This window comes from Nocardioides luteus (assembly GCF_014648595.1).
GTDB classification, from domain to species: domain Bacteria; phylum Actinomycetota; class Actinomycetes; order Propionibacteriales; family Nocardioidaceae; genus Nocardioides; species Nocardioides luteus.
In genome coordinates this window covers 194,882-214,750 of record NZ_BMRK01000004.1, presented here as the reverse complement: position 1 = coordinate 214,750, position 19,869 = coordinate 194,882, and the positions used below count along the sequence as shown (strand labels likewise).

Genomic DNA, 19,869 nt, shown 5'->3' with positions numbered 1-19,869 from the left:
GAACGGTCCAGAACGAATCAGTCGTTGGACCGGCACGGCCGCGTACGCAGCGCGTGCACGTAGTCGTCCGGCGCCCCGCCGGCCTCGGCGGCGTCGGCGATCGCGCCCAGCTGGCGGGCGTCCGGGATGCCGCCCTCGTAGGTGTCGAGCACGTACGTCTCGCACAGCAACTCGCCGGTGAGCGCACTGATCCGCACCTTGGTCTTGAAGTAGAGGCCGATGTCGGCCAGCTCCCACTTCTCCAGCGCCGCCATGTCCTGGTCGACGACGTCGTAGACCGCGACGAAGACCTGCTCGAACGGGTCCGGGACGATCGTGGCCGTCGGCCCGTCGCCGAGCACGTTCTCCTCGCCCCCGAAGGTGAGCCGCCACCCGTCGAGCCACCCGGTCGTACGCAACGGCGAATGCGGGCAGCGCTCACTCATCAGCGCGGGGTCGAGGTTGACGCCATAGGCCGCGTAGAGAGTCACAGGTCACGAGGTTACCGCTCAGTCGCTGGCCCGACTGGGATCTGTGTGTTATCGGCGGTCTACCCTTGGATGCGTGACCCACTTTGATGTTCTCGTCCTCGGCGCTGGCCCCGGTGGCTACGTCGCCGCCATCCGTGCCGCTCAGCTCGGCAAGTCCGTCGCCGTCGTCGAAGACAAGTACTGGGGCGGCGTCTGCCTCAACGTCGGGTGCATCCCGTCGAAGGCTCTGCTCCGCAACGCGGAGATCGCGCACATCATCACCCACGAGAAGAAGACCTTCGGGATCTCGGGTGACGCGACCATGGACTTCGGTGCCACCTGGAAGCGCAGCCGCGGCGTCGCGGACGCGAGCGCTAAGGGCGTGCACTACCTGATGAAGAAGAACAAGATCACCGAGATCAACGGCTGGGGCACCCTGACCGGCCCGAAGGCGATCGCCGTCAAGGGCGAGGACGACTCCTCGACCGACTACACCTTCGACAACCTGATCATCGGCACCGGTGCGACCGTCCGCTCGGTCCCCGGCGTCGAGCCCAACGGGCAGAACATCGTGACCTACGAGGAGCAGATCCTCTCCGAGGAGCTCCCGAGCTCGATCATCATCGGTGGCTCCGGCGCGATCGGCGTCGAGTTCGCCTACGTGCTCAAGAACTTCGGTGTGGACGTCACGATCGTCGAGTTCCTCGACCGGATGGTGCCGACCGAGGACGCCGACGTGTCCAAGGAGCTGCTGCGCCAGTACAAGAAGCTCGGCGTGAAGGTGCTGCTCTCGACCGCCGTCAAGGGTGCCGAGGACACCGGCTCCGGCGTCAAGGTCCGGGTCGCCCCGGCCGCCGGCGGCGACGAGGAGGTCCTCGAGGCCGACAAGTTCCTCGCGGCCTTCGGGTTCGCTCCGCGGGTCGAGGGCTTCGGCCTCGAGGCCGCCGGTGTCGAGCTCACCGAGCGTGGCGCGATCGCCGTCGACGCCCGCGGTCGCACCAACGTCGAGGGCATCTACGCCATCGGCGACTGCACCGGCAAGCTGATGCTCGCCCACACCGCCGAGGCGATGGGCGTCGTCGCGGCCGAGACGATCGCCGACGCCGAGACCATGGAGATCAACTTCGACATGATCCCGCGGGCGACGTTCTGCCAGCCGCAGATCGCGTCCTTCGGCTACTCCGAGGCTCAGGCCAAGGAGAAGGGCTTCGACGTCAAGACCTCCTCCTTCCCGTTCTCCGCCAACGGCAAGGCCCGTGGCATGGCCGAGGGCGTCGGCTTCGTGAAGATCGTCGCCGACGCCGAGCACAACGAGATCCTCGGTGCCCACATGATCGGCCCCGAGGTCACCGAGCTGCTGCCCGCGCTGACGATGGCCCAGCAGTGGGACCTCACCGCCGACGAGGTCGCCCGCAACGTCTTCGCCCACCCGACGCTGTCGGAGGCGATGAAGGAAGCCATCGAGGGCATCGCCGGTCACATGATCAACCTGTGACCTGATCTGCCTGAACGAGGCCCGGACCGCTCACCGCGGTCCGGGCCTCGTCGTGTCCGGACGTACGACTCAGAGCGCCTCGGCGCTTCTCCGCGGCGTCACCAGCACCTCGTCGATCGAACCCTCCCGCCAGGCCCGGAGCTCCTCGTGGAAGGCGACGGCGGAGCCGGGATAACTGGTCGCCCGGTCGGGCCGGCCGGCGCCTTCGGCGTTGTAGTAGCCGGGGGTGCACTCGGCGTGGAACCAGGCGTGCCGCGGCGCACCCTCGGCGAGCCGGCGGGCCCAGGCGTCCTCGGACTCACGCGACGGCTCGACGAGGGCGCCGCGGCTCTCTGCCGCCGCGACGAGAGCGGCCGCGTGGATCGCCTGCTCGTCGAGGACGTGGGTGAAGTTCACGCTGCTGGCGTTGTGGAGCGACCCCATCTTGATCAGGTTGGGGAAGCCGTTCGACGCGAAGCCGTGCAGCGACCGCGGCCCCTCCTGCGCCCAGGCGTGCATCAGCTGGACCCCGCCCCGGCCCACCACCGGCAGCCTGCCCGAGGTGATCCCGGAGACGCCGACGGAGAAGCCGGTCGCGAAGATCAGCGCGTCGACCTCGTATTCGACGCCGTCCACGACGACGCCGCGCTCGGTCATCCGCTCGATGCCGTGCGAGGCGGAGGTGTCGACGAGGGTGACGTTGTCGCGGTTGAACGCGGGCAGGTACGTGTCGGAGAAGGTCGGCCGCTTGCACGCATAGCGGTACCAGGGCTGCAGCGCCGACGCGGTCCTCGGGTCCGCCACGATCTCGGTGACCCGCGCGCGGATCCGCTCCATGGTGGCGTGGTCCAGGGCCTCGTACGCCGCCTCGAACCGCGCCGTCCGGTCGGCGTCCGTGCTCGTGTGGTCGCGGCGGAAGCTGGGCAGCAGCTTCTCCAGCAGCGCCGCAGACTCGGTCCAGGCGTCGTCGACGAGGTCGGCGTCGGCGCCCTCGCCGGAGACGATCCGCAAGAAGCTCTCCCGCCGCTCGGCCGCCCAGCCCGGCCGGTCGGCGCCGACGTCGGCGGCCGTGATCGGGCGCTGGCCGCGCACGCCGACGGTGGAGGGGGTGCGCTGGAAGACGTAGAGGTAGCCGGCGTCCTCGGCGAGCATCGGGATCGCCTGGACGCCGGTGGCTCCGGTGCCGACGATCCCGACGCGCTTGCCGGCGAGCCCGGTCATGCCGCCCTCGGGGCCTCCGCCGGTGTAGCCGTAGTCCCACCGGGAGGTGTGGAAGGTGTGGCCGGCGAACGCCTCGATCCCGGGGATCCCGGGCAGCTTCGGCTCGGTCAGCGTGCCTGTCGCGGTGATGACGTACGTCGCCCGGAACTCGTCGCCGCGGTCGGTGGCCACCAGCCAGCGCTGGTCGGCGTCGTCCCAGGTCAGCGACGTGACGGCGGTCGAGAAGAGGGCGTTCTCATAGAGGGCGAACTTCTCAGCGACCCGCACGGCGTGCTGCCGGATCTCCTCGCCGGGGGCGTACTTCCAGCGCGGGACGTAGCCGGTCTCCTCGAGCAGCGGCAGGTAGACGGCGGCGTCGATGTCGCAGTGGATGCCGGGATAGCGGTTCCAGTACCAGGTGCCGCCGAAGTCGCCGCCCTTCTCGACCACGCGCACCGAGCGGACGCCCTGCTGGCGCAGTCGCGCGCCGGCGAGGAGGCCGCCGAAGCCGCCGCCGACGATGGCCACGTCGACCACGTCGTGGAGCGGCTCGCGCTCGGAGCGCTCGGTGTAGGGGTCCGCGGCGAAGTAGCCGAACTCGGCCTCGGTGGGCTGGTACTGCGCGGCGCCGTCGGGTCGCACCCGCCGCTCTCGCTCGGCGGTGTAGCGCTCCCGGATCACGGCAGCGCGCTCTGGGGTGACCGGGTCATCGGTGTGGGGGAGGTTCACGCGACGTACGATAGACGAAGCGGACAACACTGTCCGGTTCGCCTGTGCTGCCGCGTCCCGCCCGCTATCGTCTCGATCCCCGTCTCGCTGAAAGGCCCCTCGCCATGTCGAACCTCACCGCGTCCTCGTCCGTACGCAGCTTCCTGGACCACCCCGTCGCCGGCAGGGTCCTGCGCGGAATCATCGAGGCCGGCGGCGGCACCGAAGAGGCCCTGGCGCCGGCGTTCGGGCTGCCGCTGGACAAGCTCGTGGAGATGTCCGGCGGCCAGTTCCCGGCCGAGGTCGTCGGCCTGCTGGTCGAGGTCGCCGAGACCGGGGTCATCCCCGACGGCGTCCCGACGGCGGAAGCGGCACCAGCCGCCTCGTCCGCCGAGCCGGTCGACCTGGGCGTCGAGCTCGGCGCGCCTCAGCCCTGGACCGAGGTGCTCACCGGCGGCCGGTTCGACGCTCAGACCGTCGTCGTCACCGGCGCCGCGAGCGGAATCGGCCGTGCGGTCGCGGCGCGCATCGTCGGCGAGGGCGGACGAGTCGTCGGCGTCGACGTCTCCGCCGAGCGGCTGGTCGAGACCGCGACCGCGCTCGGGGAGCGGTTCACCGCGGTGACCGCCGACATCACCGCGCCCGAGGCCGCGGCCGAGATCGTGTCCGCATCCGGCGAGCGGATCGACGCGGTGGCCAACGTCGCCGGGGTGATGGACGACGACGCCGCCCCGCACGAGATCGACGACGCGATCTGGGCCCGCTGCATGTCGGTCAACGTCGACGGCCCGATGCGGCTGATGCGTGCGGTGCTGCCCATGATGCTCGCAGCGGGCGAGGGCCGGATCGTCAACATCGCCTCCGAAGCCGGGCTGCGCGGCTCCGCGGCCGGTGCTGCGTACACGACCTCGAAGCACGCGCTGATCGGCCTCACCAGGTCGGCGGCGTTCCAGTACGCCGGCACCGGGGTGCGCATCAACGCGCTCGCTCCCGGCGCGGTCGCGACCGGGATCCAGGTGCCGGAGAGCGCGCCCTACGGCTCGTCCCGCACGGCCGGGATGCGCGTCGCGATCCCCGGCATCGCCACCGCCGAGGAGCTCGCCGCCTCGATCACCTTCCTGCTCTCGCGCGACTCGGTGAACATCAACGGCGCGGTGATCGCCTCCGACGGCGGTTGGTCAGCGGCCTAGACGGCCTGGAGAGCCAGGTAGGGACCGAGGATGCGGCGCAGCGGCGCCAGCGCCGCCTCGCGCTCCTCGGAGGTGCTCTGCCGCTGCCGGTCGCGGATCGGCTTGGTGGCGCGCAGGAGCATGGCGTCGACGATGTCGGCGACGGTCTCGGGGTCGTCCTCACCGAGCTCGTGCAGGGACGCCAGCAGCGGCTCCTGCAGCGCGGTGTGGAACTCCTGCATCGGACCGCGCAGGACGGCCGGGTCCACGACCGTGCCGAGCGCTCGCGCGACCTGCTGCTCGGAGCCGCCGAAGAACGTTACGTTGCTCTCGACGTACGCCCAGACCTTCTCCCCGGGCGTCGGCGCCGCGTCGATCGCGCTGCGGATCCGGTCGGCCCAGTCGGGGAAGACGTCGGCGACGACGGCGGCGAGGAGGTCCTCGCGCGAGCGGGCGTACTCATAGACGCTGGTGCGCGCGAGACCGGCCCGCTTGCCCACCTCGGCGAGGGAGGGTGCTTGGCTGGTCTCGGCGATGAGGTCACGGGCCGCGTCGAGCACCGCTTTCCGCTTGAGCTGACGGTGCTCGGCGAGGGTGGGTGCGTCGATGCGCGGCACGATGCCTCCGGTGGTTCAGTTGCTTTCGACTTCCAGGGTGCCGTCAGTCATGCGGTAGACCTTGTCGCAGTGCTCCAGGACGTCTTGGTCGTGGGTCACCATAACCGTCGCCACGTCGTGCCCGTGAGTCTCGCGGGCCAGCAGGGAGACCACGTCGTGGCTGCGGCTGCGGTCGAGCGCGGCGGTCGGCTCGTCCACGAGAAGCAGGGCCGGACGGGTCACCAGGGCGCGGGCGATGCCGACGCGCTGGCGCTCGCCGCCGGAGAGCTTGTCCGGGCGGTGGCGTGCCCGGTGAGCCATCCCGACCTCCTCGAGGAGCTCCATCGGGTCGCGCGGGTTCTCGACCCGCCCCAGCGTCATCGGCAGGCGCAGCTGGTCGACCGCGGTCAGCGCCGGGATCAGGTTGCCGCTCTGGAACACGAAGCCGATCTGCGTACGTCGCAGCTCGGTCAGCCGGCGGCCGGACATGCCGCCGAGGTCGTGGCCGCCGACGCGGATCGTGCCGGAGTCGGGCTTCGCCAGGCCGCCGGCGACGGCGAGCAGGCTCGACTTGCCGGAACCCGACGGGCCCACGATGGCGACGAACTCACCGGGGGACACGGTCAGCGACACGTCGTCGAGCGCGGTGACGGTGCTCTCCCCGTCACCGTGGACGAGCGAGACCCCGGAGATCTCGAGGCCGGTGCGGGTGGTGGCTGGTGCGGTGGTGCTCATCGGTTTCCTCCGAGGGCGGTCAGCGGGTCGACCCGGGTGATGCGGAAGACGGCGGCTGCGGCGCCGACCATGCCGAGGACCACGAGGAGGACGGTGGCGACGGCCACCGGTGCGGCCTCGAGGGCGAACGGCATCGGCGAGCTGGAGATCAGTGCGCCGAGGATCAGCCCGATGGCGACCCCGACCGCGGACGAGCCGATCAGCAGGATCGCCGACTGGGTCAGGCTGTCGCGCAGCAGGTAGCGGGTGCTGGCACCCATGGCCCGCAGCACCGCGATCTCGTGCCGGCGCTGGATCGTGACGACCGTGAAGAAGGCGCCGACCACGAGGGCGGAGATCGCGTAGAGGAAGACCTGGATCATCTGGAGCGTGGAGGTCTCGGCGGTGTAGCCGGGGGACGCGCCGTACGACTCCTTCAGCGTCATCGAGGTGGTCTCCGCCGCCTTGTCGCCCGCGGCGAGGTCGACGTCGGCGTCGGCGTCGTACTTGACCGCGACCGCGGTCGCGTCGTCGTAGACGTGGTCGGGCACGGGCTCGCCCGGGCGGACGCCGGCGCGGATCTCCTGCCAGGTGCGCAGGTCGACGTAGCCGACGTCGACGTGGCCGTAGGTGTGCTGGCCGTCGAGGAAGCCGACGACCTCGAACTTCGTGCCGATCTGGTCGATCTCGACGGTGTCGCCGACGGCGACGCCCTCGTCCTTCAGCGTGCCGGCGACGACGATCTGTCCGGGCCCGCTCAGGTCGGCGCCGTCCGTGGCCTCGGGGGAGAGCCAGGAGCCTTCCTCGACGCCGAAGAGGGCCATGTCGATGTCGACGTCCTTGTCGGTGCGGGTGTTCACCAGCGAGTTGCCGAACGGGGTGGCGTCCTCGACGCCGTCCTGCTCGGCCCAGGTCTCGGCGGTCTCGACGCCTACGACGGACCGGGAGAAGGCCGAGGTCTTGTCGACACCGTCCTGGAACGCGAAGGAGGAGACCGGCAGCTTCTGCAGCCCGGAGACGCCGTCGTTGACGAGACCGACGGAGAGTCCGGAGAGCAGGACCATCAGGAGCCCGATGAGGGCTACGACAGAGCCCATGAGGACGAACCGTCCTCGGGCGAAGGAGAGCTCACGCCAGGCTAGGAACACGACTGACCACCACGAAGTTTTATCGACATCATGTCGGTAAGCCTATTCCTGCGTGCCGCCAGCACCTACTCGGAGTACGCGACCTCAGTGATCGGGCGTGACCTCACCGATCTCGATGCCGAGCAGCTGCCAGGCACGGCGGGCGGTCGCCTCGCGCACCTGCTCGGTCGGGCCGTGCACGGCTCCGGAGACCATCGCGACGGCGAGCATGACGTCGTCGGTGTCGCGGGTCCCGGTCGCGTGACTCTCCGTGGGGAGCCCGTCGACGGCGGTGCGTACGCGGTCGGCGAGGTCCTGCGACGTCTCCTCGCCGCTGAGCCGGATCAGGCTCACGAAGGCGATCGAGTGGATCATCTGCCAGGTGATGACGCCGAGCACGTCGGCCAGCGTCGCGCCCGGCCGGGCCGCCACCTCCTCGATGTGGGCGACGTTCTCGTCCAGCACCGCCCTGGCCAGGGTGAGCCGGTCGGGGAAGTGCCGGTAGAGGGTGCCCTGCCCGACGCCGGCGCGCTTGGCCACCGCGGACATCGGTGCGTCGAGACCCTGCTCGGCGAGCACCTCGCGGGCAGCCGCGACCAGCAGATCACGGTTGCGGACCGCGTCGCTGCGGGTCGGGTTCGCGGGCCTCGTCATCCCAGCAGCGTAATCGTCCTTCGGGCATTTTCAGGCCACCGTTCAATGCGGACGGAAACTGACCTGAACCCTCCCTAGCGTTGCCGGTGTCAGAAGGAAATACCACCAAGGAGACCACGACATGACCGCAACCGCTGTGAACGCCGCCGCCACCTCCACGACCTCCGCCTCCACCCGTGAGCGGGCCGACCTGCTGGAGGCCCTGGCCAAGCACCGCGGTTTCCTGCGCTTCGCCGTCCGCGACCTGACCGACGAGCAGGCCAGGCTCACCCCGACCGTCTCCGCGCTCAGCCTCGGTGGGCTGGTCAAGCACGTCTCCGGCGTCGAGCGCGGCTGGGCCGACTTTGTCGTCCGCGGCCCGGTGGCGCAGGAGGTCAGCCCCGAGAAGTACGCCGAGTTCGCCGCCGGCTTCGTGCTGGCCGAGGACGAGACGCTGGCCGGCGTGCTCGAGACGTACGAGGAGGTCGCCGCCGCCACCGACGAGCTGATCCGCACCGTCGACCTCGACGCGGACCACCCGCTGCCCGAGGCCCCGTGGTTCGAGGCCGGCGTCCGGTGGTCCCACCGTCGCACCTTCACGCACATCCTGGCCGAGACCGCGCAGCACTCCGGTCACGCCGACATCATCCGGGAGACCATCGACGGTCAGAAGACGATGGGCTGACTCCGTCGCTGACGTGGCGTGAAAGAATGGCGCCCATGGCGCGGGTGACGATCATTGGTGGGGGCCCTGGCGGATACGAGGCGGCGCTGGTCGCCCATCAGCTCGGGGCGGAGGTGACGGTCGTCGATCGCGACGGCCTCGGCGGCAGCGCGGTGCTCACCGACTGCGTGCCGAGCAAGACCCTGATCGCCACGTCCGAGCTGATGTCGGACATGACCCTCGCCCGCGACCTGGGCGTCAACTTCCGCGACCACCACGGCGACCCGGCCACCGAGCTCTACGCCGACCTGGCGCTGGTCAACAAGCGCGTCAAGGCGCTCGCGCTCGCGCAGTCGAGCGACATCGAGAGCAGGCTGACCCGGCGTGGGATCCGCGTCGTCAAGGGCACCGGCCGGCTCGACGCCGACCGGCGCCAGGTGGTCGCGACCCGGGCCGACGACGGCGGCGAGGAGGCGATCGAGAACGACGCGGTCCTGATCTCCACCGGTGCGCGGCCCCGGGTGCTGCCCACCGCGCAGCCCGACGGCGAGCGCATCCTGACCTGGGAGCAGGTCTACGACCTCGACGAGCTGCCCTCCCACATGATCGTGGTGGGCTCGGGTGTCACGGGTGTGGAGTTCGCCAACGCCTACCTCAACCTCGGCGCCCAGGTCACCCTGGTCTCCTCCCGCGACCGCGTCCTCCCGGGCGAGGACGCGGACGCGGCGACGGTTCTCCAGGACGTACTCGAGCGGCAGGGGATGAACATCCTCAGCAAGTCGCGGATGGAGTCGGTGACCCGCTCCGGCGACGTCGTCACCGTCAAGCTGACCGACGGTCGCGAGGTCACCGGCAGCCACTGCATCCTCGCGCTCGGCTCGATCCCCAACACCGAGGGGCTCGGCCTGGAGGAGGCCGGCATCGAGCTCGACGAGGGCGGCTTCATCCGCACCGACAAGGTCTCGCGCACCTCCGCCTACGGCGTGTACGCCGCCGGCGACTGCACCGGCGGCTTCATGCTCGCCTCCACCGCCGCCATGGCCGGCCGCATCGCGATGCGCCACTTCCTCGGCGACGCGGTCATCCCGATGGACCTCAAGGAGGTCGCGGCCAACGTCTTCACCTCGCCCGAGATCGCCACCGTGGGTTACTCCCAGGCCCAGGTCGACTCCGGCGAGGTCGTCGCCGACACGCTGCGGCTCGACCTCAAGGGCAACCCGCGGGCGAAGATGCAGGGCATCTCCGACGGCTTCGTGAAGCTCATCTCCCGCCCCGGCACCGGCGTCGTCATCGGCGGCGTCGTCGTCGGCCCCCGCGCCTCCGAGCTGATCCACCCGATCACCCTCGCGGTCTCCACCGGCCTCACCGTCGACCAGATCGCCAACAGCTTCACCGTCTACCCCTCCATCTCCGGCTCCACCGCCGAGGCCGCCCGCCGCCTCCACCACGTCGAGTAGGCGCTCCCGCAGGCCGAGACGTCACTTGGGTCGGTCGAGAGGGCACTGAAATGCCGTCTCGACCGACCCAAGTGACGTCTCGGCGGTCAAAAACGGTGTGCGAACAGATCTGTGGCTTCGCTAGCGTCAGCGCCATGGGTAATTGCTGCATGACGATGTTCGTCCGGATCCGCCGCCGCTGACCGGCGCGGATCTCACCAGACAACTCGTCGCATTCGCGCCGCCACCTGGCAACCCTGCCGGGCGGCTCTCGAGTGCTACCCGCATGCCGCCCGGCTCCTTCTTCCTCGAGGAGCATTCATGCCCGACGTACGCCCTGGCCGTCATGAGCTCGGCCAGAACTTTCTCACCGACAGGTCGGTTCTCGACCGCATCGTCCATCTCGTCTCGCAGCGGCAGGGGCCGCTGGTGGAGTGGGGGACCGGCAACGGTGCGGTCACCCTGGCGCTGGCCGAGCTCGACCGACCGCTGGAGGGGGTCGAGATCGACTCCCGGCGGGCCGCTGACCTGCGCCGACGGATCGGCCCGCACGTGTGCATCGCCGAGGGCGACATCCTGCGGCACGCGCCACCGCAGGACGCTGTCGTCGTCTCGAACGTGCCGTTCCACCTGACCACCCCCATCCTGCGCCATCTGCTCGCCTCGACGAGCTGGCGTCACGCCGTCCTCCTCACCCAGTGGGAGGTCGCCCGCAAGCGTGCGGGCGTCGGCGGTACGACCCAGCTCACCGCGCAGTGGTGGCCGTGGTTCACCTTCACCCTCGACCGCCGGGTGCCGTCGACCGCATTCCGTCCGCGGCCGAACGTCGACGGAGGCCTGCTCCTCATCGACCGACGGCGCGACCCGCTTCTGCCGGAGGCGCACCGCCGCGAGTTCCAGTCATGGGTCGCCGCGGTCTTCAGCAGCCGCGGCCGCGGGGTCGCGGACATCCTGCATCGCAACGGCGTACCCGCCGCCCTCGCCAAGCGCATCGCCCGGCGCCGCCGCCGCTCTCAGGCGCCGGTGCTCCCGCGGGATCTGCGTGCGGAGGACTGGGTCGAGGCGTACGTCTCGCGCTGATCCATCGCCGAGGCGTCACCCGCGTCGGCCGAGACGGCACTCAGCTGCCGTTTCGGCCGACGTAGCCGACGCCTCGCTGTTGGTGGGGGTTTGGCGGGAGCTGAGAGCCGGGCCCGGTCAGCGAACTAATTCCAGACCGTCGCGTCGGCCTTGATCGCGTTTCCAGTGGTCAATGTCTTGAGGCGGAAGATGCGACCTTCAGCTGTCTTTCCACACACGTAGAGCCCCGGGGTCATGTCCCGGACCGTAGTGCTGCCGCTTTCGGCGACGGAGGTGTCGCACTCCTCCTTGGTCGGCACGGAGTCGCTCAGCCAGGCCGCGATCAACACCTCGGAGGAGCTGTCATCGACCCACACCATGTCGGACTGGAGCTGGCCAACGGTGTTGCCCGGAGTCAGCTTCGGCGGCGAGAAGTCGAAGTTGAGCTCGCCGAGAGTGACCTCTCCGCTCCATCGCACGCCATCGGCGCTGGTGTTCGCGGCCTCGCTGGGCGCAGCACCGCCAGACGGCGCAACCGTCGCGGTGACGGTGACGGTGGCGGTCGCGGTGGGCGAGCTCGCGGAGCCACCGGAGGAGTCATCGGCGCCGGCAAGATGAGTGAGCACGCCACCGAGGCCCAGCGCGCCGATCAGCGCAGCGATCGCAGAGATCCAGTTGGGCCCGTGGTTCCAGAGGTTTCGTGCGCTCTCAGATGCAGGGCGTCGGTGGTGCTCGGGTGTGGGTTGCCGAGAAGTACTGTCCACGAGAGCTTCCTAGCGGTCACGGGTTGGTGGGCTCAACCTATCGGCTCCTACGCCTCGCGGTGCTGAGTCCGCCGAGACGTCGCTCGCGTCGGCCGAGACGGCACCACGGTGCCATCTCGGCCAGCGCGGCTGACGCCTCGGGCGACGTACCTGACGCCTCGGCGGTCTCGGCTAGTCGAGCACGAGCACCAGGTCGCCGCCGTCGACCGACTGGGTGCCGGAGAAGGCGAGGCGGGAGACGGTGCCGTCGACGGGGGCGGTGATGGCGGCCTCCATCTTCATCGCCTCGATGGTGGCGACGGTGTCGCCGGCCTTGACCGAGTCGCCCTTCTCCACGGTGACGGTGACGACGCCCTGGAAGGGTGCCGCGACGTGGCCGGGTACGGCGGGGTCGGCCTTCTCGGCGGCGGCGACCTCGGCAGCGACGGAGCGGTCGCGCACGCTGATCGGGCGCAGGTGGCCGTTGATCGTCGCCATGACGGTGCGGATGCCGCGCTCGTCGGGCTCGGAGACCGCGGTGAGGCCGAAGATGACCGTCTTGCCCTCGGCGAGCTCGACGACGTGCTCCTCGCCCTCGCGCAGGCCGTAGAGGTAGTCGAGGGTCGAGATCACCGACACGTCGCCCCACTTCGAGCGCGCCTCGGTGAAGTCCTTCGTCGGGCCGGGGAAGAGCAGCCGGTTGAGCGTGCCGCGCCGGTCGGAGGCGAGCCCCTCGGCGTCCTCGGCCGACAGGCTCGGCGACGGCTCCTTCCAGGTGCGGCCGGCGATCGCCTTGCTGCGGAACGGCTCGGGCCAGCCGCCCGGCGGGTCACCGAGCTCGCCGTTGAGGAACCCGATCACCGACGCCGGGATGTCGTACGCAGCCGGGTCCTCCTCGAACGCAGCCGGGTCGGCACCCGCGGCGACGAGCGAGAGGGCCAGGTCGCCGATGACCTTCGAGGACGGGGTGACCTTGGGGACCCGGCCGAGGATCGAGTTGGCCGCGGCGTACATGTCCTCGATCTGCTCGAACTTCTCGCCGAGACCGAGCGCGATCGCCTGCTGGCGCAGGTTGGAGAGCTGGCCGCCGGGGATCTCGTGGCGGTAGACCCGGCCGGTCGGCGCGGGAAGCCCGGACTCGAAGGGCGCGTAGACGCGGCGTACGGCCTCCCAGTAGGGCTCGAGCGAGTTGACTGCGGCCAGGGAGAGACCGGTCTCGCGCGGGGTGTGGTCGACGGCCGCCACCAGCGAGGAGAGCGGCGGCTGGGAGGTGGTGCCGGCCATGGAGGCGGTCGCGGCGTCGACCGCGTCGACCCCGGCCTCGATCGCGGCCGTCAGCGTGGCCAGCTGGCCGCCGGCGGTGTCATGGGTGTGCAGGTGGACCGGCAGGTCGAAGCGCGAGCGGAGGGCGGTCACCAGGGTGCGCGCGGCGGGCGCGCGCAGCAGGCCGGCCATGTCCTTGATCGCCAGCACATGCGCCCCGGCCGAGACGATCTCCTCGGCCAGCCGCAGGTAGTAGTCGAGCGTGTAGAGCTTCTCGTCGGGCGAGGAGAGGTCGCCGGTGTAGCAGAGCGCCACCTCGGCGACGGCGGTGCCGGTCGCGCGCACCGCGTCGATCGCCGGCCGCATCTGGGAGACGTCGTTGAGCGCGTCGAAGATCCGGAACACGTCGATGCCGGTCTCGGCCGCCTCGGAGACGAACGCGTCGGTGACCTCGGTCGGGTAGGGCGTGTAGCCGACCGTGTTGCGGCCACGCAGCAGCATCTGCAGGTTGATGTTGGGCACCGCCTCGCGCAGCTTCGCCAGCCGCTCCCACGGGTCCTCGGAGAGGAACCGCAGCGCCACGTCGTACGTCGCCCCACCCCATGCCTCGAGCGACCACAGCTCCGGCGTCAGCCGGGCGACATGGCCCGCGACGCCGAGCAGGTCGGTGGTGCGGACGCGCGTCGCGAGCAGCGACTGGTGGGCGTCACGGAAGGTCGTGTCGGTGACCGCCACCGCCTCCTGGGCGCGCAGCGCGGCGGCGAAGCCGGCCGGCCCGAGCTCTCTCAAGAGATCGCGCGACCCCGCCGGCGGAGCCACCGACAGGTCCACCGGCGGCAGCTTCGAGGAGGGGTGCAGCGAGACCGGCGCCTCGCCGTGCGGCTGGTTGACGGTGACGTCGGCCAGGTAGGTGAGCAGCTTGGTTCCCCGGTCGCCGGAGGCGCGCGCGGTGAGCAGCTGCGGGTGGGTCTCGATGAACGAGGTGGTGATCGAGCCCGCGATGAAGTCGGGGTCGTCGAGCAGCGCCTGCAGGAACGGGATGTTGGTCGCGACCCCGCGGATCCGGAACTCCGCGACAGCCCGGCGGGCGCGGGTCACGGCGTCCTCGAACGTACGACCGCGGCAGGTCAGCTTGGCGAGCATCGAGTCGAAGTGGGGCGAGACCTCCGCGCCCGAGTAGGTCGTGCCGCCGTCGACCCGGATCCCGGCGCCGCCGGGCGAGCGGTAGGTGGTGATCATGCCCGTGTCGGGGCGGAAGTTGTTGGCGGGGTCCTCGGTGGTGATCCGGCACTGCATCGCGGCTCCGCGCAACCTCACCGAGTCCTGGGTCAGGCCCAGGTCGGCCAGCGTCTCGCCGGAGGCGATCCGCATCTGCGACTGGACCAGGTCGACGTCGGTGACCTCCTCGGTCACGGTGTGCTCGACCTGGATGCGCGGGTTCATCTCGATGAAGACGTAGTTGCCGTCGGGGTCGAGCAGGAACTCGACGGTGCCGGCACAGGAGTAGCCGATCTCGCGCGCGAACCGGACGGCGTCGGCGCAGATGCGTTCACGCAGCTCTGGGTCGAGGTTGGGCGCCGGGGCGATCTCGACGACCTTCTGGTGGCGGCGCTGCACGGAGCAGTCACGCTCGAAGAGGTGGATGACGTTGCCCTCGCCGTCGGCGAGGATCTGCACCTCGATGTGGCGCGGCTCGACGACGGCCTGCTCGATGAAGACCGTCGGGTCGCCGAAGGCGGCCTCGCCCTCGCGCATGCAGGTCTCCACCGCCTCGCGCAGCTTCTCGGGGTCGTCGACGCGGCGCATCCCGCGACCACCGCCGCCGGCGACAGCCTTCACGAACAGCGGGTAGGGCAGGGCCGAGGCGGCGGAGACGAGCTCGTCGACGTCGGTCGAGGGGTCGACCGACTGCAGGGTCGGTACGCCGGCGGCCTTCGCCGCCGCGATGGCGGTCGCCTTGTTGCCGGTGAGCTTGAGCACCTCGGCCGACGGACCGACGAAGGTGATCCCCGCCTGCGCGCAGGCCTCGGCCAGCGCCGGGTTCTCGGAGAGGAAGCCATATCCGGGGTAGATGGCGTCCGCGCCGCTCTGCTTGGCGACCTCGACGATCGCCTCGGGATCGAGGTAGGCCCGGATCGGATGACCCAGCTCCCCGATCTGATAGGCCTCGTCGGCCTTGAGCCGGTGCTCGGAGCCCCGGTCCTCGTAGGGGAAAACTGCTACGGTCTTCGCCCCGAGCTCGAAGCCCGCGCGGAAAGCTCGGATCGCGATCTCGCCGCGGTTGGCTACCAACACCTTCGTGAACATGGCGGTCACGGTACCCATCCGGAGGGGGTCGTCCAGGTTATGGGACGTTACCGCCCAGCAGTTGGACTCGAATCCGGCGTGAGATCGGCTCGTCATCTGCCGAGAAGAGCGTCCTCCTGCTCGGCCATCTGCTCCCGCAGCGCACCGACCAGCGCGGCCACTGCGGGCCGGCGCCAGGACTCGGGGTGCACCACGGCCCAGTAGGGAAGCCGCTGGTGGATCTCCGCACGGAGCAGCCGGACCAGGTCGGGGTGGCGGTCGGCCATGAAGCAGGGGAGCAGGCCCAGGCCGGCGCCGGCGCGGGTCGCCTCGACATGCACGAAGACGTTGGTCGAGGTGACCGCGTCGCGCATCCCGGGCAGCAGCCGCCGGGGGAGGTCGAGGTCGTCGACCTGGAGCATCGAGTCGACGAAGTAGACCAGCCGGTGGTGGCGTACGGCCTCGTCGATCGTGGCGGGTGTGTCCTGGTGCTCGAGATAGCCGGGTGAGGCGTAGAGACCGAGCTCGTACTCGCCCAGCTGCAGCGCGCGACCGCGGTTGACGGCAGGCTCTCCGACGACCACCTCGATGTCGACGCCGGATCGGTGCTGCGCGGCCTGGCGGGTCACGGTGACGATCTCGACCGCGAGCTCGGGGTGGTCCTGCCGGAGCGCCGCGACCGCCGGTGAGGCGACGTACGCAGCGAACCCGTCGGTCGTCGACATCCGCACCACTCCGGCGACCGGGTCGGCCGGCTCGTCCCCGGCCAGCCGGGCCAGCGACTCGGCGACACCCTCGGCGGCCCGCGCCGCGCGCTCCCCGAGAGCGGTCAGCGCCCAGCCGTCCGAGCCGCGCACCAGGACCCGACCACCGAGTGCGCGCTCGAGGGCGGAGATGTTGCGGCTGACCGTCGTGTGGGTCAGGCCGAGCGAGCGGGCGGCGGTGGTGAACCGGCCGCTGCGGGCGACCTCCAGGAGCACCAGCAGCTGGTCGGCGGAGGGTGTCGTCGGCGAGGTGGCGGGCATCGCGTCAGCGTACTCCGAATGTGCATTTGTGTTCATCGAGTGCACGAACATGCGCGTTGCAGGCACATTATGACCCCTGTCACACTCCCAGCCATGACCACGACGCAGCCGGGCGCAGCCCCGAATCCCCCCACCGACGAGCAGAGCCTGCTCCGTAGGACCGTGGCCGCCTCCATGGCCGGCACGGTCGTGGAGTGGTACGACTTCTTCCTCTACGCCACCGCCTCGGCGCTCGTCTTCGCCAAGGTGATCATGCCCGCGACGGGCAACGCCTACGACGCGATCATCGCCGCGTTCGTGACCTACGCGATCGGGTTCGTCGCCCGCCCGCTCGGTGGCGTCGTCTTCGGCCACATCGGCGACCGCCTCGGCCGCAAGTACACGCTGCAGCTGACCATCATGCTGATCGGTGTCGCCACCGTGCTGATGGGCTGCCTGCCGACGTACGACCAGATCGGGCTGGCCGCGCCGATCGCGCTCGTGGTGCTCCGGTTCGTGCAGGGCCTCGCCCTGGGTGGTGAGTGGGGCGGCGCCGTCCTGCTGGTCGCCGAGCACGCCGACGACGACCGCCGCGCGACCTGGGCCTCCTGGCCGCAGGCGGCGGTGCCGGTCGGCAACCTGCTGGCCACCCTGGTGCTCACCGTGATGACCCTGACGCTCTCCGACGCCGCGTTCCTCTCCTGGGGCTGGCGGGTCGCCTTCTGGCTCTCCGCCGTGGTCGTCCTGGTCGGCTACTTCATCCGCCGCTCGGTCACCGACTCGCCGATCTTCGAGGAGGCCAAGGCCGAGCAGGGAGAGGCCGCTTCGACCGGCTACGGCGTCTTCGAGGTGCTCCGCCGCTACCCCCTCGGCGTGCTCCGCGGCATGGGCCTGCGGTTCGCGGAGAACATCATGTACTACCTGGTGGTCTCGTTCTCGATCGTCTACCTGGTCGAGGACCAGAAGATGGACCAGGGTGCGCTGCTCGGCCTGGTCGCCATCGCGCACGCCTGCCACTTCTTCTTCATCATCGCCGTCGGCCGGCTCGCCGACGGCGTCGGCCGCAAGCCGACCTACCTGGTGGGCGCCCTGCTCGGCGCGACCTGGGGCTTCTGGGCCTTCCCGATGCTCGACACCAAGAGCAACGTCGCCATCGTCGCCGCGCTGGTCGCCGGCCTGGCGATCCACGCGCTGATGTACTCCGCCCAGCCGGCGATCATGGCCGAGATGTTCCCGACCCGGATGCGTTACTCCGGCATCTCGATCTCCTACCAGGTGACCTCGATCTTCGCCGGCTCGCTCGCGCCGCTGCTGGCCATCTCCTGGCTCAAGGACACCGGCACCTGGACCAACACCGCGATCTACCTCGCCGTGGCCGGCGTCATCACCGCGCTCGTCGTGCTCACCCTGAAGGAGACCAAGGGCACCTCGCTGCGGGCGCTGGACCGCGCCGACGCCGACCTCGCTGCCGAGCGTCAGGTGAGCCCGGCGTGACCTCAGCGGTCCCGGGCGATGGTTCCGGACGTACGCTGCAGGGCCGGGGTGCCCTGGTCACCGGCGGCGCCTCGGGGATCGGGGCGGCGGTGGCCCGCGAGCTCGCCGCCCGCGGCGCCCGGGTCGTCGTCGCCGATCTCGCCGGCGACGCCGCCCGCGCCCTCGCCGACGAGATCGGCGGCGAGGCGTGGGAGGTCGACCTGACCGCCACCGAGGCGTTGGACGACCTCTCCCTCGAAGTCGACGTCCTGGTCAACAACGCCGGTATCCAGCGGGTCAGCCCGATCGAGGAGTTCGACCCCGACGACTTCCGCCGGATCCACGCGATCATGCTCGTCGCTCCGTTCCTGCTGGTCAGAGCCGTCTTGCCGCACATGTACGCCAACGGCTGGGGCCGGATCATCAACGTCTCCTCCGTGCACGGCCTGGTCGCCTCGCCCTTCAAGAGCGCCTACGTCTCGGCCAAGCACGGCCTGGAGGGACTCTCCAAGGTCACCGCCCTCGAGGGCGGCCCGCACGGGGTGACCAGCGTCTGCATCAACCCCGGCTACGTGCGTACGCCGCTGGTGGAGAAGCAGATCGCCGACCAGGCCACGGTGCACGGCATCCCGGACTCCGAGGTGGTCGAGAAGGTGCTGCTCCAGGACGCGGCGGTCAAGCGGCTGGTCGAGCCGGACGAGGTCGGCTCGCTGGTCGGCTGGCTCACCGGGCCGGACGCGGCGATGGTCTCGGGCGCGTCCTGGGCCATCGACGGGGGCTGGAGCGCCCGCTAGCGCTGGGCTGCGCGGGCTCACAGCTGCGTACGCCACCAGTCCACCGTCGCCTTGGCCCCGGTCTCGAGCGGGGTGGGGGAGAGGCCGAGCCGCGCCTCGCTCGCCGAGGAGTCCATCACGAAAGGCTTCTCGAACTGGTAGACCATCTCGGCCAGCTCCCGGGTGCCGGCGTGCACCGCGCCGATCGCCTTCAGCGTCCAGCCGGGGATGGCCGCGACCCGCGGCGCGGTCACACCGGCCACGTCGGCATAGAGCCGGACGAGGTCGCGCTGGGAGATCGCCGGCGCGGTGGGCGCGTGCAGGAACGAGTCCCACAGGCTCTCCTCGTCGGCGGAGCGGATCATCGCGGCGCCCAGGTCGGGGACGTACGTCCAGGAGTGCGGTGCGTCCGGGCTGCCCAGCACCCGCATGGTGCGGCCGGCGAGGACCGTCGGGACCATGCGCTCGCCGGCGTGGGCGTTGCGCACCAGCGGGCCGTAGAAGTCCGAGGCCGCGACGCTGACCGTCGGCGTTGGGGAGGCGTCGCGGGCGCGGAGCAGCTCGACCCGGATCGCGGCCTTTCCGAAGGTGGCGTCGCGCGGGGTCTCCTCGGTCATCGTCCCGGTGACGTGCCCGTAGGCGTAGAGGCTCTCCGGGAAGACGACCACGGCCCCGGCCCGCCCGGCGGCCTCGAGCACGACGCGCTCGGCTCGCGGCAGCTCCGCGCGCCAGGCGTCGGCGGCGTAGGCGCTGCCGTGCATGCAGTGGAAGACGGCCCGGGTCCCGGCGGCTGCGCGGGTGACGGCGTCGGGGTCCGAGGCGTCGCCGCGGAGGCGCTCGATGCCGGCGTCGACCGGGCCGCTGCCGGAGCGGGTGAGGAGGCGTACGCGGTCGCCGCGCGCGGCCAGCTGCTGGGCGACGGTGGCGCCGACGGGGCCGGCGCCGATGACGAGATAGGTGTTGTTCATGACGGTGTCCTTTCGCTTGGTGGTCGAGCCTGTCGAGACCCGACGAGAGAGCACTGCTCTCTGAACCGAGTGTGACGGCCCGCGCCCTCAAAAGCAAGAGCAGTGCTCACTTTTGTTGACAACGCTCTCT

Annotated in this window: 17 protein-coding genes; 7 read left to right on the top strand and 10 right to left on the bottom strand. The window is 70.8% G+C overall.

Going from position 1 to position 19,869, the window contains the following annotated elements:
* Positions 1-17 precede the first annotated feature (17 nt).
* Positions 18-470, bottom strand: a complete 453-nt coding sequence (locus IEY81_RS07475) for a gamma-glutamylcyclotransferase (RefSeq protein WP_189117827.1) — start codon at positions 468-470, stop codon at positions 18-20.
* Between the two features lie 73 nt (positions 471-543).
* Between IEY81_RS07475 and lpdA the strand changes: the two genes are divergently transcribed.
* Positions 544-1,944: a dihydrolipoyl dehydrogenase gene (gene lpdA, locus IEY81_RS07470; RefSeq protein WP_189117826.1), complete on the top strand. Its 1,401-nt coding sequence runs from the start codon at positions 544-546 to the stop codon at positions 1,942-1,944.
* Between the two features lie 69 nt (positions 1,945-2,013).
* On the opposite strand, the gene IEY81_RS07465 is transcribed toward lpdA, so the two are convergent.
* On the bottom strand, positions 2,014-3,852 hold the full coding sequence (locus IEY81_RS07465) for a flavin-containing monooxygenase (RefSeq protein ID WP_189117825.1): 1,839 nt from the start codon (positions 3,850-3,852) through the stop codon (positions 2,014-2,016).
* Positions 3,853-3,956: 104 nt separating this feature from the next.
* On the opposite strand from IEY81_RS07465, the gene IEY81_RS07460 reads away from it, so the two are divergent.
* A complete protein-coding gene (locus tag IEY81_RS07460; RefSeq protein WP_189117824.1) occupies positions 3,957-5,021 on the top strand; it encodes an SDR family NAD(P)-dependent oxidoreductase in 1,065 nt (354 codons plus the stop codon).
* Here IEY81_RS07460 and IEY81_RS07455 read toward each other — a convergent pair.
* The 4 genes from IEY81_RS07455 to IEY81_RS07440 form a co-directional block, all read right to left on the bottom strand.
* The gene (locus IEY81_RS07455; RefSeq protein ID WP_189117823.1) at positions 5,018-5,617 is read right to left on the bottom strand and encodes a TetR/AcrR family transcriptional regulator; all 600 of its coding nucleotides are present in this window, start codon (positions 5,615-5,617) and stop codon (positions 5,018-5,020) included. The genes IEY81_RS07460 and IEY81_RS07455 overlap by 4 nt on opposite strands.
* A 15-nt stretch (positions 5,618-5,632) precedes the next feature.
* Positions 5,633-6,331 carry an ABC transporter ATP-binding protein gene (locus tag IEY81_RS07450; RefSeq protein WP_189117822.1) on the bottom strand — a complete coding sequence of 233 codons (699 nt, stop codon included), beginning with the start codon at positions 6,329-6,331 and terminating at the stop codon, positions 5,633-5,635.
* The gene (locus tag IEY81_RS07445) at positions 6,328-7,407 is read right to left on the bottom strand and encodes an ABC transporter permease (protein ID WP_229787494.1); all 1,080 of its coding nucleotides are present in this window, start codon (positions 7,405-7,407) and stop codon (positions 6,328-6,330) included. The genes IEY81_RS07450 and IEY81_RS07445 overlap by 4 nt, the downstream gene beginning before the upstream one ends.
* A 135-nt stretch (positions 7,408-7,542) precedes the next feature.
* Entirely contained in the window at positions 7,543-8,091 is a 549-nt protein-coding gene (locus IEY81_RS07440) for a TetR/AcrR family transcriptional regulator (protein ID WP_189117820.1), read from the bottom strand.
* 121 nt (positions 8,092-8,212) lie between these two features.
* Between IEY81_RS07440 and IEY81_RS07435 the strand changes: the two genes are divergently transcribed.
* From IEY81_RS07435 to erm, 3 genes are all read left to right on the top strand, one after another.
* Positions 8,213-8,755 (top strand): DinB family protein, encoded by a 543-nt coding sequence (locus IEY81_RS07435; protein WP_189117819.1) that lies wholly within the window; start codon positions 8,213-8,215, stop codon positions 8,753-8,755.
* Between the two features lie 35 nt (positions 8,756-8,790).
* Positions 8,791-10,191 carry an NAD(P)H-quinone dehydrogenase gene (locus IEY81_RS07430; RefSeq protein ID WP_189117818.1) on the top strand — a complete coding sequence of 467 codons (1,401 nt, stop codon included), beginning with the start codon at positions 8,791-8,793 and terminating at the stop codon, positions 10,189-10,191.
* A 300-nt stretch (positions 10,192-10,491) separates the two neighbouring features.
* Positions 10,492-11,250, top strand: coding sequence for a 23S ribosomal RNA methyltransferase Erm (erm, locus tag IEY81_RS07425; protein ID WP_189117817.1), 759 nt, complete (start codon positions 10,492-10,494; stop codon positions 11,248-11,250).
* Positions 11,251-11,375: 125 nt separating this feature from the next.
* Here erm and IEY81_RS07420 read toward each other — a convergent pair whose 3' ends face one another.
* The 3 genes from IEY81_RS07420 to IEY81_RS07410 all read right to left on the bottom strand — a co-directional run bounded on the left by IEY81_RS07420 (position 11,376) and on the right by IEY81_RS07410 (position 16,546).
* Positions 11,376-11,993 carry a hypothetical protein gene (locus IEY81_RS07420; protein WP_189117816.1) on the bottom strand — a complete coding sequence of 206 codons (618 nt, stop codon included), beginning with the start codon at positions 11,991-11,993 and terminating at the stop codon, positions 11,376-11,378.
* 171 nt (positions 11,994-12,164) lie between these two features.
* Positions 12,165-15,542: a pyruvate carboxylase gene (locus tag IEY81_RS07415; protein ID WP_189117815.1), complete on the bottom strand. Its 3,378-nt coding sequence runs from the start codon at positions 15,540-15,542 to the stop codon at positions 12,165-12,167.
* Positions 15,543-15,634: 92 nt separating this feature from the next.
* Positions 15,635-16,546, bottom strand: a complete 912-nt coding sequence (locus IEY81_RS07410) for a LysR family transcriptional regulator (RefSeq protein WP_189117814.1) — start codon at positions 16,544-16,546, stop codon at positions 15,635-15,637.
* A 93-nt stretch (positions 16,547-16,639) separates the two neighbouring features.
* Here IEY81_RS07410 and IEY81_RS07405 point away from each other — a divergent pair, with 93 nt between their 5' ends.
* Positions 16,640-18,019, top strand: coding sequence for an MFS transporter (locus IEY81_RS07405; protein ID WP_189117813.1), 1,380 nt, complete (start codon positions 16,640-16,642; stop codon positions 18,017-18,019).
* A complete protein-coding gene (locus tag IEY81_RS07400) occupies positions 18,016-18,792 on the top strand; it encodes a 3-hydroxybutyrate dehydrogenase (RefSeq protein ID WP_189117812.1) in 777 nt (258 codons plus the stop codon). Before IEY81_RS07405 ends, IEY81_RS07400 begins: the two co-directional genes overlap by 4 nt.
* Positions 18,793-18,809: 17 nt before the next feature.
* Here IEY81_RS07400 and IEY81_RS07395 read toward each other — a convergent pair whose 3' ends face one another.
* Complete coding sequence (locus tag IEY81_RS07395) at positions 18,810-19,739, bottom strand: NAD-dependent epimerase/dehydratase family protein (RefSeq protein ID WP_189117811.1); 930 nt, start codon at positions 19,737-19,739, stop codon at positions 18,810-18,812.
* Between the last annotated feature and the right edge of the window lie 130 nt (positions 19,740-19,869).